Source organism: Pseudonocardia cypriaca, assembly GCF_006717045.1.
GTDB classification, from domain to species: Bacteria; Actinomycetota; Actinomycetes; order Mycobacteriales; family Pseudonocardiaceae; genus Pseudonocardia; species Pseudonocardia cypriaca.
This window is the reverse complement of record NZ_VFPH01000002.1, coordinates 2,222,700-2,236,919: the sequence shown is the minus strand read 5'-3', so window position 1 is coordinate 2,236,919 and position 14,220 is coordinate 2,222,700. Positions and strand designations below refer to the sequence as shown.

The following is a 14,220-nucleotide window of genomic DNA, read 5'->3' as shown; positions in this document are numbered from 1 at the left end:
TCACTCGCTGTCGTCGTCGCTGCTCTCGTCGCTCTCGTCGTCGCTGGTGGTGGTGTCGTCGGCGGTGGGCGACTCGTCGGCCGACTCCGCGGACTCCTCGTCGGTCTCGGACTCGGTCTCCGTCTCCGTCTCTTCGTCGGTCTCGGTGTCGGTCTCGGTGTCGGTCTCTCGAGCGGTGTCGGTGTGGGTCTCGGTGTCGCGCTCTCGATCGGTCTCGGTGTCGGACTCGGTCCCGCTTTCCGACTCGGCTCCGGACGCGGTGCTGGTGACCTCGGTGCCTGCCTCGTCGTCGCTCCCGGTCTCGGCCCTGTCCGCGTCGGCAGGCGACTCGACGGGTTCGGAAGGGCTCGTGTCCTCGTCCTCCTCGCGGCTCGGCAGGCCGAGCCGCACCGAGGGGAGCTCGATGTCGGGGAGCTCCACCTCCACGGCGCCGAGGGCGAGGTCCGGCGTCTCGACCCGGGTGGCGGAGAGGGTTGCCTCGGGGAGCTCCACCTCCGGCGGCTCGTCGGCGGTCAGCGCGAGGCGGGCCCCGCTGACCTCGACGTCCGGTGTCGTGATGCTCGCCCCGGAGGCGGCGAGCGGGCCGATGTTCGTGTCGCCGGCAGTGACGTCCGGCAGGCCGATCCCCGTCGCCGTCGTGACGGCCTCCACCCCGTCCGCGCCGAGCGTGGCGCGGACGTCCGGCGCGGCGACGACGGCGGGCCCGACGGTCACCTCAGGGGTCCGGACCGGGCCGGCGACGGGCAGGTCCACGGCCGCGCTCGGCACGCGTACCGCAGGCGTTGCCACCTCGGGCGGGGACAGCGCCACAACGATCACCGGCGGCCGGGATGGCTCGCCGCCGCCACCGGGAGCGCCGCCACCGGGAGCGCCGCCGCCCGGCGCTTCGCCGCCCGGGCTTCCCCCACCCGGGCCGGCGGGACCAGTGCCACCGCCACCGGGCGGCCATGACCCGGGCCCCGCCGGCGGCACACCGGACCCGGGCGGAACGGTCCCGGGCCATGGCACGCCGATGGGCTCGGTGGACCCGGTGCCGGCCGCGCTCCCGGCCCGGCCGGGGACCGTCGACGGGGACCGGTGGGCAGCGATCCGGCCGCGCCCAGCCGCCTCCCCGTCGGCGACCGCCGTGGTGTCCACAGCGGAGGGGACGGCGTCGGCGAACAGCTGCCGCACCGCGGCGACGGCGAGGTCGTGCGCGCCGGGACCCTGGCCGTGCAGGCCCGGAAGTGGCAGCGGGATACCGGCGTCGGGCACCGACCGGACCGATGCGTCGTCGAGCACCGAAGGCCCGAGGACCGCGGTCGCGGCGAACAGCGCGCCTGCCGCAGCCGCCGCCTTGCGGACGTTGCGGCGGGGCGGTTCCGCCGGCGGCTGCGCGACCCGGGCGTACCCGCGGGGCAGCAGCGGCGGGTCGGCCCTGTGCGGACCGCGTCCTTCGCGGCGGAGCAGGGCCGCGACCGACACCGCGTCGCCGGTTCCCCGTCGGGACGGTGGTGGCACGGGCGCCCCCTGGCACCGGGCGAGCAGCTCCGCGACGCTGATCGCTTCTGCGCTGCGCGGGCGGGGGCGGTGCGGGTTCCCGGGCGGTTCCACGTGTCGCGCCTTCCTGACGGCGGTCATGGAGGTGTGTGAGCAGACGATCTGTCGTTCCACGCCGAGCCGATGTTGCAGCGGCTCCGGCTGTCGTTCGTCGGCTCGTCGCCCGTCACTCGAACAGCGGGATCGCTCTCCGGGGAGCCGCCTGCCGTAGATCGTCGCCCGCTCATCGACCCGGAGCACTCCGGTAGGCGGCGGCGGGAGGTCCGAACGGCGCAGCGGAGGTGGCGGTGCGCCTCCGGGCGCGGAGGGACCGCATCCGCACTGCCGTTACCGAGGGTAACGGCAATCACCCGGGTGGCCCTGGCCGATCGGTACGGTGGCGCTAGGGCAGCGTGCCGGTGTCCAGGAGGTGCTGGGCGACCTCGGCCACCTTGCGACGTTGGTTGCGCGCGACGCGGCGCAGCACGTTGAAGGCGGTGACGGCGTCGACGCGCTCGTCGGCCATCAGGTACCCGACCGCTCTCTCGATGACGACGCGGTAGTCCAGCGCGTACTGGAGCTGCTCGGCCAGCTGGCCCGCGTGACGAGCCGTGAGGGCAGCGCTGAGCGTGGTCTCCAGGACCTCGCCGTAGCGGCTCAGCGCCGCACGTTCGGAGTCGTCCCAGCGGTGAGGCCGGTCGAGGTACACGTCGAGCGACCCGACCGTGACGCCGCCCAGGTGGACCGGCACCCCGAGCACCGAACGCACCCCGTGTTCGAGGATGGTGCCGCGGCTGGCGGGCCAGCGCGTCTCGGTGGCCAGGTCGTCGGTGCTGGTGATCTCCCCGTTGACGAACGTGTCCACGCAGGGCCCTTGCCCGGTCTCGGACTGCACGTCCTCGAGCACCCGCCCCGGTCCGTCGCTGGCCGCGGCGTAGCGCAGGACGTTCTGCTGGTCGGCGATCATGAGCCCGGATCCGGAGACTCCGAACAGCTGTACGCAGGCACCGATGACGTCGTGCAGCGCTGCGCTGATGTCGCGGTCGTTCGAGGTGCCCAGCACGCGCAGGCTGGCCGCGAGCTTCTCCGGGTCGATGCTCACCACGATGAGCCGGCCAGGCCGGTTCTGATCATGCGAGCCTCCCAGAGTCATCGGAAAGGGGTGCGCTGAGCGTCAGCAGCACGCCGATGACGTCCGCGTAGGCCTGGCACGCCACCAGCTGTCGCTCGCCCCAGCCACCCGGCCGGCTCCGCGCGAGGTTGAGCGTACCGACCACCCGGCCGCGGGCCCGTACGGGAACGGAGAGCACCGACCGCACCAGCGCCGCCTCCGGCGAGGTGGGCGAGCCGTCGCGACGGTGCTGCAGCCATTCCCACAGCGGCGTGTAGTGCGGCTGCTCGCCCCGGCTGCTCGCCGCGAGGTCGGCCACGGCGACCGGCTGAGCGGTGCGGAGCGAGTCGATGCCGGGGCCGACGCCCAGCTGCTGCTGGCCGTGTTCCAACCGGCTGCTGGCCGGGTCCGACGCGCCGACGACCTGCAGCCGGTCGTGCTCGTCCAGCAGCATGAGGCCGATCCGGTCGACGCCGAGCACCGTTTCCGCGGCCGCGAGCACCTGCTCGAGCCGGCCGAGCAGGTGCTGCTCGACGAGCAGGTCGGGCACCTCGAGCCCGGACAGCAGCTCCACGAGGCTCGTGGCCAGCGCAGCGTCGTCCGCCCCCCGGTCCGGCGGTGCCGCTGTCCCGGTCTCCTCATCCATGTCGATCTCCGCCCGAATCGGCCGTGGCGCTCACCTGTCTCGATCCTCTCGCAGCGCGAACGTGCGCCAGCGCGTCGGGCAGCGTCAACCGCAGCTCGTCGGGACGGTGTCCGACGATGCACGCCACGCGCCTCAGGTGGGGGTTCACGATCAGCTCGGCAGGCCGCCCTGAGCGGCGAACCTGCTGGATGCAGCTCAGCAGCAGGCGGAGCCCAACCACCGCGACGAACACCGCGGACACGTCGACCACGACCGGATCGGCACCGACGAGGCGGGCGAGCTCGCGTTGCGCCGCCTGCTCCGTGTTCAGGTCCAGGTCGACCTCTGCGGTCAACACGGTCACCACGGCATCGTCCGAGCCGGCACCGCCGACCCGGTCCACGCGAAAGATCTGTCTACCCATCCACCCCACCAGCGCACATACGTCATCACAATGACGTCGGCCGCGGGGGCAGGGCGGAGACGTACAACATCGTATGCCACTCGACCGTGTCAGCGGGGAGCGGAGCGCTGGGGGCGTTCGGGCAGCAGCCCGGTGTCGATGACCTGTGACGCCACGTCGCGGAGCCTGCGGTTGAGGTGCTGGGACGCTCGGGTCAGCACCGAGAACGCCTCCTGCTCCGTCATCCGGCCCCGCGCCATCAGCACTCCCATGGCCATGCCGATCACGCGGTTGGATGCGAGCGCCTGATCGAGCTGCTCAGCGCGTTCCTTGTCCTGCACGGCCCGGATGCCGAGCGCGGCGTGGGTGGCGAGGATGGTGCCGACGGTGCGGGCGTGCTCGTCGAACGCCCCCACTTCCCGGGAGTAGAAGTTGAGCGCGCCGATCGTGTCCGACTCCACGAACAGCCGGAACGCCAGCATGCTGCGCACCCCGGTCTCCTCCGCCGCACGCCGGCTGAACGGCGGCCACCGCTCGTCCGCGGCCAGGTCGTCGATCTGGAAGACCTCGTGCTCGTCGATCGCGCCGAGGCACGGCCCCTGACCGGTCTCGTACTGGATCGCGTCCACCGCATGCGGCACCTCGTCGGTGGCGCCCCTCGTCTCGATCCTCCCGTGCCGGCGGATGACGGAGAGCGCAGCGTGGTCACACCCCTCGACGGTGTCGACCGCTGCGCGGGTGATCCGCTCGACGACGTCCATCGGGGTGCTCTGCTCGTGCAGCTGCCGGGCGATGTCGGCGAACACCTCGGCCAGGTTGCCATCCGCTGCTGCGGTCACCCCGCCAACCTAGCCCCGGTTGGACCGGGTTCGGCTACGTCTTCGCGGCGCCGAGTGGACTTGGACTTGCGCTGTCCGGGGCGGTTCTTCCTAGACTGTGGAGGTACTGGTCCGGCAGTGGGCTCGTTCATCGCGCCCTGCCGACCCGGGAGACCCCGTTCGTGACGTACACGCAGTCCAGCTCCGTGGAGCAGGTCCAGGACACCTCGGCCGCGCCTCCGCCGAGCGTCAGCCGCCGAGCGCCCAGACACACCGACCGGTACGAGCACCTCGCGCCGCTGTTCGCCGAGCTCGCCCGGCTCGGGCCCGACGATCCGCGCCGGGTCGAGCTGCGCCGACGGCTGATCACCGGGTTCCTGCCGGTCGCGCACAACATCGCGCGCAAGTACGCCTACCGCGGGGAGAACGCCGACGACCTGGAGCAGGTGGCCAACCTGGGTCTGGTCCAGGCGGTCGACCGGTTCGACCCGGGACGGGGGATCGACTTCCTCTCCTTCGCGGTTCCGACGATCACCGGGGAGGTGCAGCGGCACTTCCGCGACCGCCAGGCCGCGATCCGGCTGCCGCGGCCGATCTGGGACCTCCAGACCCGCGTGTCACAGGCCGCCTCGGAGCTGAGCCAGCGCAACGGAAGGGCGCCGACGCCGCGGGAGCTCGCGGCACACCTCGAGGTCGACCTCGAGGCGGTCGTCGAGGCGGTGCAGGCGGTGTTCGAGACGCGCACGTCGTCCCTGGACGAGCCGTTGCGCCGCAGCGAGCAGGACTCGGGCGAGTCGACGGAGCTCGCTGCGGTGCTGGGTGACGCCGACCCGTCGCTGGATCTCGTCGAGGACCGCGTGTCGCTCGCGCCGCTGCTCGACGCCCTGCCCGCCCGGGAACGGGAGATCCTGCTCCTGCGCTTCTACGGCAACATGACCCAGACGGAGATCGCGAAGCGCGTCGGGATCTCCCAGATGCACGTCTCCCGGCTGCTGGCGGCAACGCTGGCCCAGCTCCGCCAGCACCTTGCCTGATCAGGCTCCCGTGGCCAGCGGCCAGCGCAGGAGCGCGGCCACGCCGTCCGGGACGGGACGGCCGACCAGGCCGGTCCGCCCACCGCCGATGGGGTGGAACGCGGCCCCGGTGCCGGCGGCGGCACGCAGGAGGGCGGCGTCGACGGGCACCTGCGCCACCGGGGACACGCCCATGGCGTCGAGCTCCGCCCGGTCCTTCGCCAGGTGGGAGGGCTGCTCGCCGACCCACACGAGGTCCTCGCGCCGGACGCCGCCGTCGATCAGGAGCGTGTCCACCTGCTCGGCCCGCAGTGCGGCCAGCACCTGGGGCAGCCCCTGCGCGACGGCGCCGTCCGGGCGGCCCGCCAGCTGGTCGAGGCGGTCGAGCACCTGGTGCCGCTCCCGGGTGGCGGCGTCACGCGCGGCCTCGGTGACCGCGTCCGCGAGCTCGGAGTCGTCCCCACCGGAGCGCAGGCCGCTGTGCTCGACCTCGGTGGCGATCCCCGAGGAACGTTCCCCGAGGTTGTCGAGCAGGAGCTTGCGCGACTGCGCCTCGCCGGCGAGGACCAGCACGCGCGCCCCGGACTGCTCGACCTGGCGGTCGATCCGCTCGGCGAGCGCGGACACGTTGCTCCGCCAGGTGTTCTCCACGGTGTGCTGCATCTTCAGGTGCTTCCACCCGCCGCCGCGCACCTTGTGCGTCCGGTGGCTCTCACCCTCGACGTTCTCGACCTGCTCGGGCCCTTCCTGGCCGTCGGTCGGGTCGGCCAGGAGGATCTCGCCGCCGTTCTTGTCGACCCGGGCGACGAGGACCGTTACCGGCTCGGGTCCGTCGAGCAGGAGGGGCAGCAGGTCGGGAAGCGCCGACCAGGTGGCGCGGGGCGGGTCGGGCGGCTCGGGCAGGTCGCGGTCGAGCAGCAGCTCTCCGGCCCGGGCGACGAGCACGCGCCCCGCCCGGCCGACGGCCGGGCCCGCGTCGCGGACGGCTGCGTCGAGCGCCTCCAGCGTCTCGGCGTCAGCGCCCTGCTCCTCGAGTGCCTTGCGCTGCTCGGACCACCGCAGCTCACCCTCGTGCACGGCGTTCTCGGAGTCGTGCGACGCGTCGAGGTAGACGGTGGCGAACCCGCCGACCGCTGCGGTCAGGGGAGTGAGATGGTGCAGATCCATGGTGTCCCTCCACGGACGGCGCTGCCTTGCAGCGGCGGAGGTTCCCGCTGGGTGTCCGGCCAAACAACGGGGTGTGCGGGGGCCGCAGCGGGGTAAGCACGGGCGTGGATCGTGATCGGACACTCGAGCTCGTGCGCTGCGGCTACCCGTGGGCGGCGGCGCTGCGGCAGGGGAAGGACGCGGTGCCCACCCGGCTCCTCGGGCGGCGCGCGGTGGTGGTCGGAGGACCGGCGGGGGTTCGCAGGTTCTACGACCCCCGGTTGCGGCGACGTGGCGCGTTCCCGTCGGCGGTGAAGCTTGTGCTGTTCGGGCCCGGAACCGTGCACGGGCTGGACGATGCCGAGCACCAGCTGCGCAAGGCGCTGTTCCTGGGTGTGATCACCCCCGAGGCGGTCGTGGCACTGGGGGAGCGGGCCGAACGGGAGTGGGCGGCCGCCATCGACCGGTGGCCCGGCCGCGAGCGGGTGGTGCTGTTCGACGAGGCGGTGCAGGTGCTCGCGGCGTCGGTGCTGCCGTGGGCGGGCGTCCCGGTCGCCGACGGCGAGCTGCCGCGCCGGGCCCGGCAGCTCGCGACGGTGCTGCACGGCTTCGCCGCCCCCGGGCCGGCGTACGCACGCGCGGTCGTGGCCCGGCTGCAGGTCGGGCACTGGGCGAAGGGGCTGGTGCGCGGGGTGCGCGCCGGGCGGCTCGACCCACCGCCGGGCACCGCGCTGCACGAAGCCGCGCACGCCACCGACCACGAGGGCAGGTTGCTCCCGGAACGGGTCGCGGCCACCGCCCTGCTCAACGTGGTCCGCCCGACCGTCGCGGTGGCGTGGTTCGTGGCGTTCGCCGGGAAGGCGCTGCACGAGCACCCCGAATGGCGCGAGCGGATCGCCGCGGGGGACGACCGGGCGGTGGACGCGTTCGTGCACGAGGTGCGGCGGCTGTACCCGTTCGTGCCCGTCCTGGCCGCCAGGGCCAGGGAGCCACAGGACGTCCTCGGGGTCCGGGTGCCTCGCGGCGGGTTGGTCGTGCTGGACGTGCACGGCACCGACCACGACCCGGTGCACTGGCCCGACCCGGACCGGTTCGACCCGGAACGCTTCCTCGACGCACCCGTCGACCCCGACACGCTCGTCCCACAAGGCGGAGGTGACGTCGTGACCGGGCACCGCTGCCCCGGTGAGGGCGTCACGCTGACCATGCTCGCGGTCGCCGTCCGCGCACTGGCCCCGCTGCCCGACACGATGCCCCCGCAGGACCTCGGCTACGACATCACCCGCATCCCGACCCGGCCGCGCAGCGGCGTCGTGCTGACCACCGGGGATCGTTCACCCCAACCCCGCTGAGCCGGACGATCAGGAGGCGCCGTGGAGGTCGGCGGCTACCGCGTCGATCCCGTCGTCGACGGCGAGGGCCGCCTGTGGCCGGACGAGGCGCTCCCCGGCGTCCGTGCCGCCTCGTGGGAGCGGCACCGGGCGTTGCTCGTCGACGGCCGGTTGCTGCCCATCGTGGTCGGGGGGTTCCTGTTGCGCGGTCGGGGCCGGACCATCCTGGTCGATCTCGGGTACGGGCCCGGCGCGCTCGGCGGCACCCCTACCGGCAGGATGCCCGGTTCCCTGCGCGAGCGGGGCGTCGATCCCGCGGACGTGACCGACGTGCTGTTCACCCACCTGCACCGCGACCACGTGGGCTGGGCGTCGAGCGGTGGGATCGCCGTGTTCCCACACGCTCGGTTGTGCTGCGGGGCGGGCGACCGCACGTACTTCCTCGAGCAGCGCCCCGATCCGGCGGTCGTCGAGCTGCTCGGCCCGTGTGCCGACCGCCTCGGGACGTTCGAGGACGGGATCGACCTCACCGGGATCGCCGCCGTGCCCGCGCCGGGGCACACCCCGGGCTCGACGATCATCACGGTGTCCGACGGGCAGAACCAGCTGATGCTGCTCGGCGACGTGGCCCACTTCCCGGTGCAGCTGATCGAGACCCGCTGGACCACGCCGTGGGACGTCGATCCGGAACTCGCGTGCCGCACCCGGGAGCAGGTGGTTCGCCCGGCCGTCGACGACCCGTCGGTGTGGCTGGTCGGGGCGCATTTCCCCGCGATGCGGCCTGGACGGCTGCTCGATCAAGGCGGCGAGCTGCGGTGGGAGCCGCTTTGATCGTCCGTCGGACGTGTCGGGCGTCCTGGGCGGGGTAATCGCCGCGGGAACAGGGAGGACCGCCGATGGACTCCGAGCCCGTTGTCGTCGGGATCAACCGCACCCAGGACGGATCGGTGGCGGTGGCCCGCGGTCGGTCCACGGTGTACAGCTTGCAGAAGGAGCGGTTGACGCGGCGCAAGCACCACTGGGGCCGGCTGGGCGACCTGCCCAACCTCTACCTGCCCCGGATGGCCGCGCTGCGCGAGCCGGTGGACCTCGTCGTCGAGTGCTTCTCCTCCGACGACGAGATCAAGCACGTCGACGTCTACCACCAGGAGGTGCTCGACACCCTGCGGTTCCGCGGCGAGCCGCGGATCGTGACGATGTCCCACCACCTCTCGCACCTCTACAGCGCGTTCCCACCCTCGCCGTTCCGGGCCGCGGCCGGGATGGTCATCGACGGTCAGGGCAGCCCGGTGCGCGACTTCACCGAGTCGACGCCCGGGATCGACGAGGAGACGCCACCGGACCTGCTGGAGGTCTCGTCGTTCTACCGCTGCGAGCGCGGCAGGCCGCCGGGATGCTTCGCGAAGCAGCTCTGGGACGGCGACTGGGACCGTCCGGCGGGGCTCGGCTGCTTCTACTACCTGCTCACCAGGGTGATGTTCACCGGCGAGGGCAGCGAGGGGAAGGTGATGGGCCTCGCCCCGTTCGGGAACCCGCAGGCTTTCGGCCTGCCCGATCTCGTCGTCGACGGGCACCGCGTGCTGATCCCGCGCGAATGGCTGGACGTCTTAGCCGACCGCGACCGGTTCTCGCACTTCCTGGGCGGCCCCGGCTCGTTCACCGACTGCGCCGATCTCGCGGCCGAGGGCCAGCGCGCCTTCGAGACCGCGCTGCTGGAGGTCACGGCCTGGCTGCACGAGCAGACCGGCGCGCAGAACCTCGCGTTCGCGGGCGGGACCGCGCTCAACTGCTCGGCGAACGGGCGGATCCTGCGCGAGAGCGCCTTCGACGACGTGTTCATCCCGCCGAGCGCCCACGACGGCGGCACCGCGCTGGGCTGCGCGCTGTACGGCTTGATGGAATGCCTCGGCGAGCCCAGCGAGTTCCGCTGGACCGACGACTTCCTCGGCCCGGACCCCGAGCCGTCCGCCGTAGCGGCCGCGGTCCGGGCGGTCGCGGACGACCCCGCGCTCGTCGTGGAGCAGCCCGCAGACCTCGCCACGGCCGCAGCCGAGCTGCTCGACCATGGCTACGTCGTCGCCGTCCACCAGGGGCGCAGCGAGTCCGGCCCGCGGGCGCTCGGGGACCGCAGCATCATCGGCGACGCGCGCCACCCCGCGATGCGCGACTTCGTCAACTTCAGGGTGAAGGGCCGCGAGTGGTTCCGGCCGCTCGCCCCGCTGGTGCTCGCCGACGCGGCGCCGACGATCTTCGACGTGGACCGGCCCACCCCGTTCATGCAGCTGGCGATCGACGTCCGGCCCGAGCACCGCGACGCGCTTCCCGCGATCACCCACGTGGACGGCACGGCCCGGATACAGACGGTCGAATCGAGCAACACACCGTTCCTGCACGCACTGCTCACCGCGTTCCGGGACCGGACCGGCTGCCCCGTCCTGATCAACACCTCCCTCAACGGCAAGGGTGACCCGCTCACGGAGACCCCGGAGGACTCCATCGCCTGCCTCACCGGCACCCAGATGCACGCGTTGGTGATGCCGCCGTTCCTGATCCGCAAGCCCGGCGCGACCCCGGTGCCGCGGGATTGGACGCCCTGACCACCGCGACGACCCGGGCCTGGTCCTACGGGGCGGTGCGGGCCGGCGCCGGGACCGGTGGGGCGTCCTCGGGACGCAGCGCGTCCTCGGGCGGACGGCCGTCGCCCAGCCGGTCGAGCACGTTGCGCGTCACCTGCTCGACGACGGGGTTGCCGCGCGCGAGCAGCCGGGGCCAGTCGGTGGTCGCGCCGGTGAACACCGTGCCGGTGGCAGGGCGGGTCCCGCTGCCGGCGCCGGGGCCGTGGAGGCCCATCGTGGCGGCCCGGTTGCCGAAGCCCCACCCGCTGGGCAACGCGTCACCGACGCCGAGGATCGTGAAGTCGGCAGGCGTGCCGTCGTCGCCGGTCGGGCGGACCGGGCGGCCGGAGCGCATCGGGGCGCGGTCGAAGTGGGCGCCGTCGCACTCGTAGCCGACCAGGTACTCGTCGGGCCGGTCACCGAACGCGTCGCCGTCGTGCACCCCGGTGCCCGCGTAGACCCAGTGCTCGGCGTGCTGCACCCGGTACCCGACCGGGACGGGGTGGTCGTCGCGGTCCCGCTCGCCGCCGTTGCGGAAGCTCACCCCCGTGAGCAGGTTCTCCGGACGGTCCGGTCCCGAGGGGTCCGACCAGTTCGCTGCGCGGCGGAACGACCAGTCGTCGTCGAAGCAGATCCGCCACCAGCAGGTGTTGCCGCTGAAGAACGCCACGTTGCCGCCGGCCCGCACGAACGACTCGGCGTGCTCACGCATGGCGTCGCTCCAGTACTCGTCGTGGCCCGCGCTCATCAGCAGCTGGTGACGGTCGAGCAACCCGGGATCGCGGTGCAGGTCCAGATCGGTGCAGTAGTCCACCCGGTAGCCGATGCGCTCCAGCCAAGCGACGAAGGGCGCGTCCCAGTGCACGAACGCCTGACGGGGCGTCGGGTCGAACGGGTCGAAGTTGAAGGTGTCCCACGGAGTGCCACCGGTGCCGCCCCCCGGTCTGCGCAGCGAGACCGACGGCGGCACCGGCCGCGAGAGCACACCGGGCGGTGGCGTGGAGTAGATGCACCAGCTCGGTGACCGGTCCGGTGTCGTGAGGTTGTAGGCCTGGTAGGTGAACAGCGGCAGCTTGTAGAGGATCGGCGCGGGTTCGGTGCCCGGTGCGCCGCGGACCACGAACAGGGCGCGTGCCGTGCGGGCGTCCGGGGTGGGGAGGACGTCCGGGAGCCGCAGCGGATCGCCGCGCCCGTCGCCCTCCAGGAGCACGGCGACGTACACCCCCGGGCACCACCCGGGGGGCACGGCGAGCTGGTACGCGGTCCACGGCGCCAGTTCCTCGCCGTGCAGCCCGATCCCGGGGCGGCCCCAGTCCTGGAAAGGCAGCTGCTGGTCCCGGCGCGCCCCCTCGAACCACCCCCAGCCGCCCGCCGGTTCCAGCCGCGCCCCCCATCGGAAGGCCAGCACCCGGAAGGCCGGAGCGTCGGTTGACACCCGCAGGACCATCCGCTCGCCCGCGACGGTGCAGGGCTCGTCCGGATATCCCGCGATCACCCTCCTTCTGTTCCCTGGCAACCGCCTGGGAACCGCGCCTACTCGCCCCGCACCGCGTCCCACGCGAGCGCCGCGGCGCCCACCAGCGGTCCGTTCTGCGCGAAGCGGGCGGGCGTGAGCTCGGGTGGGAACGGCACGGCCCGGTCGAGCACGGCTTTGAGCGCAGGGAGCACGACGTCCCACGAGCGGACCATCCCACCGCCGACGGTGATCCGCGCCGGGTCGACGAGGATCGCGGCGTTGGCCACGTGCACGGCGAGCTCTCCGAGCGCCTCCTGGAGGAAGGCGCCCGCGGCGGGTTCGGTTCTGGCCAGCGCGAAGACCGACGCGGCGTCGCCGTTGCCGCCGAACTCGCGGCCGCGGGCGCCGATCGCCCCGCCGCCTGCGCGTTCCTCCAGCGGGGCGTGCCCCTCGTGCGGGCCGGAGCGGTCGCCCGCGACGACCAGGTTGTAGCCGATCTCGCCTGCGGCGCCGTGCGCGCCGGTCAGCACGACGCCGTCGACGACGACGCCGAGCGCCAGCCCCGTGCCCAGGTTCAGGTGGATGCCGGTGTGGATGCCGCGCAGGTGTCCCCAGCGCGCCTCGGCCAGTGCGGCGGCCTTGACGTCGGTCGCGCACAGCACCGGCACCCCGAGCGCGCCCTCGAACGTGTCCTGCAACCGCAGCTCCGACCAGCCCGGCACGTTCGGTGCGAGCAGCACCCGGTCGCGCAGCACGATCCCGGGGCTCGCGACGCCGCAGCCGAGGAACGTGCGGTCGCCGACGTCGGCGACGAGCGAACGCGCCACCTCGATGGTGCGCGCGACGGCCTGCTCGGCGCCCCGTTCCGCGTGGATCGGCAGGCGCTCGCTCGCCAGCACGGCGCCCGTCGCGTCGAACGCGGCCAGGCCGGCCTTGGTGCCGCCGAAGTCGACGGCGAGGACGAACCCGTCCGTCACGTCGACCCGTCCGCGGCGCCGCGGCGCGCCAGCGAGTCGATCGCCACCGCGATCGCGAGCACCGCGCCCGTCACCATGAACCGCACCGACGAGTCGACGTTGAGCAGCAGCATGCCGTTGGTGATCGACTGGATCACCAGGATGCCGAGCAGCGCCGCGTAGGCGCGGCCGCGGCCGCCGAACAGGCTGGTGCCGCCGATCACGGCGGCGGCGATCGCGTTGAGCAGGATGTCGCTGCCGCCGGAGGTCTGGTTGACCGCGGCGAGCCGGGACGCGGCCAGCACCCCGCCGACCGCGGCGAGCGTCGACGCGCCGACGAAGGCCAGTATCCGCACCTGCGCGACGTTGATGCCCGCTCGGCGCGACGCCTCGGGGTTGCCCCCGACCGCGTACATCCGCCTGCCCCACACGGTGCGGCGCAGCGCGAGGTCGAGCAGCACCACCAGGCCGCCGAAGATCACCAGCGTGAGCGGGACGCCGCGGTCGGCGTTCAGCACGACCACGCCGGCCGACAGGAGCACGGCGAGCCCGGCCGAGCGAACGAGCACCCACGCCGTGCTCGGCACGGCGAGCTCCGCCGCGACGCGCATCCGCCGGGTGACCAGCGACGACGCGAGGTGCGTCCCGACCAGCAGGACGACCAGCGCCCAGCCGAGCCACGACGGCAGCCAGGTGTCGGACAGCAACGCGATGCCCCGGTCGAACGGCAGGTTGATCGTGCCCGCACCGCCGAGCAGGAACAGCATCACCCCGAGCCAGCCGATCAGCCCGGCCAGCGTGACCACGAACGACGGCATCGACAGCTTCGTGCGCATCAGCCCGTGCAGCAGGCCGATCACCGCGCCGGCGGCCAGCGCGCCGAGCAGCGCCAGCACCGGGTTCCAGCCCTGCTGCGTGTACAGCAGCGTCATGACGACGGCGGACAGGCCGCTCACCGAGCCGACCGAGAGGTCGATCTCGCCGAGGAGCAGCACGAGCACGATCCCGAGCGAGATCGTGCCGGTGGCGGCCATCTGCAGGGCGAGGTTGGTGAGGTTCTCCGCGGAGAGGAAGTGCTGGTTGAGCGAGGAGAACACGATCGCGATGAGGACCAGCCCGACCGCGACGGGGATCGACCCGAGGTCGCCGCGGCGCAGGCGGTCCCGGGCCGCGTCGAGCACGCCGCGGCCGGGTGGGTGGGGAGCGGAGACCTTCACGGCCACCTCCG

At 73.4% G+C, this 14,220-nt stretch carries 13 protein-coding genes; 4 read left to right on the top strand and 9 right to left on the bottom strand.

What is annotated here, in order from left to right; genetic code table 11:
- From FB388_RS40055 to FB388_RS28140, 5 genes are all read right to left on the bottom strand, one after another.
- Window positions 1-1,593, bottom strand: coding sequence for a hypothetical protein (locus FB388_RS40055; protein ID WP_211362246.1), 1,593 nt, complete (start codon window positions 1,591-1,593; stop codon window positions 1-3).
- 328 nt (window positions 1,594-1,921) lie between these two features.
- On the bottom strand, window positions 1,922-2,620 hold the full coding sequence (locus FB388_RS28155) for a GAF and ANTAR domain-containing protein (protein WP_246122464.1): 699 nt from the start codon (window positions 2,618-2,620) through the stop codon (window positions 1,922-1,924).
- Window positions 2,621-2,648: 28 nt separating this feature from the next.
- Window positions 2,649-3,275, bottom strand: a complete 627-nt coding sequence (locus FB388_RS28150) for a GAF domain-containing protein (RefSeq protein ID WP_142105140.1) — start codon at window positions 3,273-3,275, stop codon at window positions 2,649-2,651.
- Complete coding sequence (locus tag FB388_RS28145) at window positions 3,268-3,618, bottom strand: hypothetical protein (RefSeq protein WP_142105139.1); 351 nt, start codon at window positions 3,616-3,618, stop codon at window positions 3,268-3,270. The genes FB388_RS28150 and FB388_RS28145 overlap by 8 nt, the downstream gene beginning before the upstream one ends.
- 149 nt (window positions 3,619-3,767) lie before the next feature.
- Entirely contained in the window at window positions 3,768-4,496 is a 729-nt protein-coding gene (locus FB388_RS28140) for a GAF and ANTAR domain-containing protein (protein ID WP_142105138.1), read from the bottom strand.
- Window positions 4,497-4,657: 161 nt separating this feature from the next.
- Here FB388_RS28140 and FB388_RS28135 point away from each other — a divergent pair, with 161 nt between their 5' ends.
- Window positions 4,658-5,509 (top strand): SigB/SigF/SigG family RNA polymerase sigma factor, encoded by an 852-nt coding sequence (locus FB388_RS28135; protein WP_246122463.1) that lies wholly within the window; start codon window positions 4,658-4,660, stop codon window positions 5,507-5,509.
- Here FB388_RS28135 and FB388_RS28130 read toward each other — a convergent pair whose 3' ends face one another.
- Entirely contained in the window at window positions 5,510-6,655 is a 1,146-nt protein-coding gene (locus tag FB388_RS28130) for a baeRF2 domain-containing protein (protein ID WP_142105137.1), read from the bottom strand.
- Between the two features lie 104 nt (window positions 6,656-6,759).
- Here FB388_RS28130 and FB388_RS28125 point away from each other — a divergent pair, with 104 nt between their 5' ends.
- The 3 genes from FB388_RS28125 (at window position 6,760) to FB388_RS28115 (ending at window position 10,562) form a co-directional block, all read left to right on the top strand.
- On the top strand, window positions 6,760-7,986 hold the full coding sequence (locus FB388_RS28125) for a cytochrome P450 (protein ID WP_170225860.1): 1,227 nt from the start codon (window positions 6,760-6,762) through the stop codon (window positions 7,984-7,986).
- Between the two features lie 21 nt (window positions 7,987-8,007).
- The gene (locus tag FB388_RS28120) at window positions 8,008-8,796 is read left to right on the top strand and encodes an MBL fold metallo-hydrolase (RefSeq protein ID WP_142105135.1); all 789 of its coding nucleotides are present in this window, start codon (window positions 8,008-8,010) and stop codon (window positions 8,794-8,796) included.
- Between the two features lie 65 nt (window positions 8,797-8,861).
- Window positions 8,862-10,562, top strand: a complete 1,701-nt coding sequence (locus tag FB388_RS28115) for a carbamoyltransferase family protein (RefSeq protein WP_142105134.1) — start codon at window positions 8,862-8,864, stop codon at window positions 10,560-10,562.
- Between the two features lie 25 nt (window positions 10,563-10,587).
- On the opposite strand, the gene FB388_RS28110 is transcribed toward FB388_RS28115, so the two are convergent.
- From FB388_RS28110 to FB388_RS28100, 3 genes are all read right to left on the bottom strand, one after another.
- Window positions 10,588-12,015 carry a N,N-dimethylformamidase beta subunit family domain-containing protein gene (locus FB388_RS28110; protein ID WP_211362245.1) on the bottom strand — a complete coding sequence of 476 codons (1,428 nt, stop codon included), beginning with the start codon at window positions 12,013-12,015 and terminating at the stop codon, window positions 10,588-10,590.
- A 98-nt stretch (window positions 12,016-12,113) separates the two neighbouring features.
- Window positions 12,114-13,013 carry an ROK family protein gene (locus FB388_RS28105; RefSeq protein WP_142105133.1) on the bottom strand — a complete coding sequence of 300 codons (900 nt, stop codon included), beginning with the start codon at window positions 13,011-13,013 and terminating at the stop codon, window positions 12,114-12,116.
- Entirely contained in the window at window positions 13,010-14,215 is a 1,206-nt protein-coding gene (locus tag FB388_RS28100) for a sugar ABC transporter permease (RefSeq protein WP_211362244.1), read from the bottom strand. Before FB388_RS28100 ends, FB388_RS28105 begins: the two co-directional genes overlap by 4 nt.
- Window positions 14,216-14,220 lie beyond the last annotated feature (5 nt).

Coding starts and splice junctions, on each gene's coding strand:
- FB388_RS28150 (WP_142105140.1), bottom strand. CDS start 3,275: ATGGATGAGGAGACCGGGACAGCGGCACCGCCGGACCGGGGGGCGGAC.
- FB388_RS28130 (WP_142105137.1), bottom strand. CDS start 6,655: ATGGATCTGCACCATCTCACTCCCCTGACCGCAGCGGTCGGCGGGTTC.
- FB388_RS28115 (WP_142105134.1), top strand. CDS start 8,862: ATGGACTCCGAGCCCGTTGTCGTCGGGATCAACCGCACCCAGGACGGA.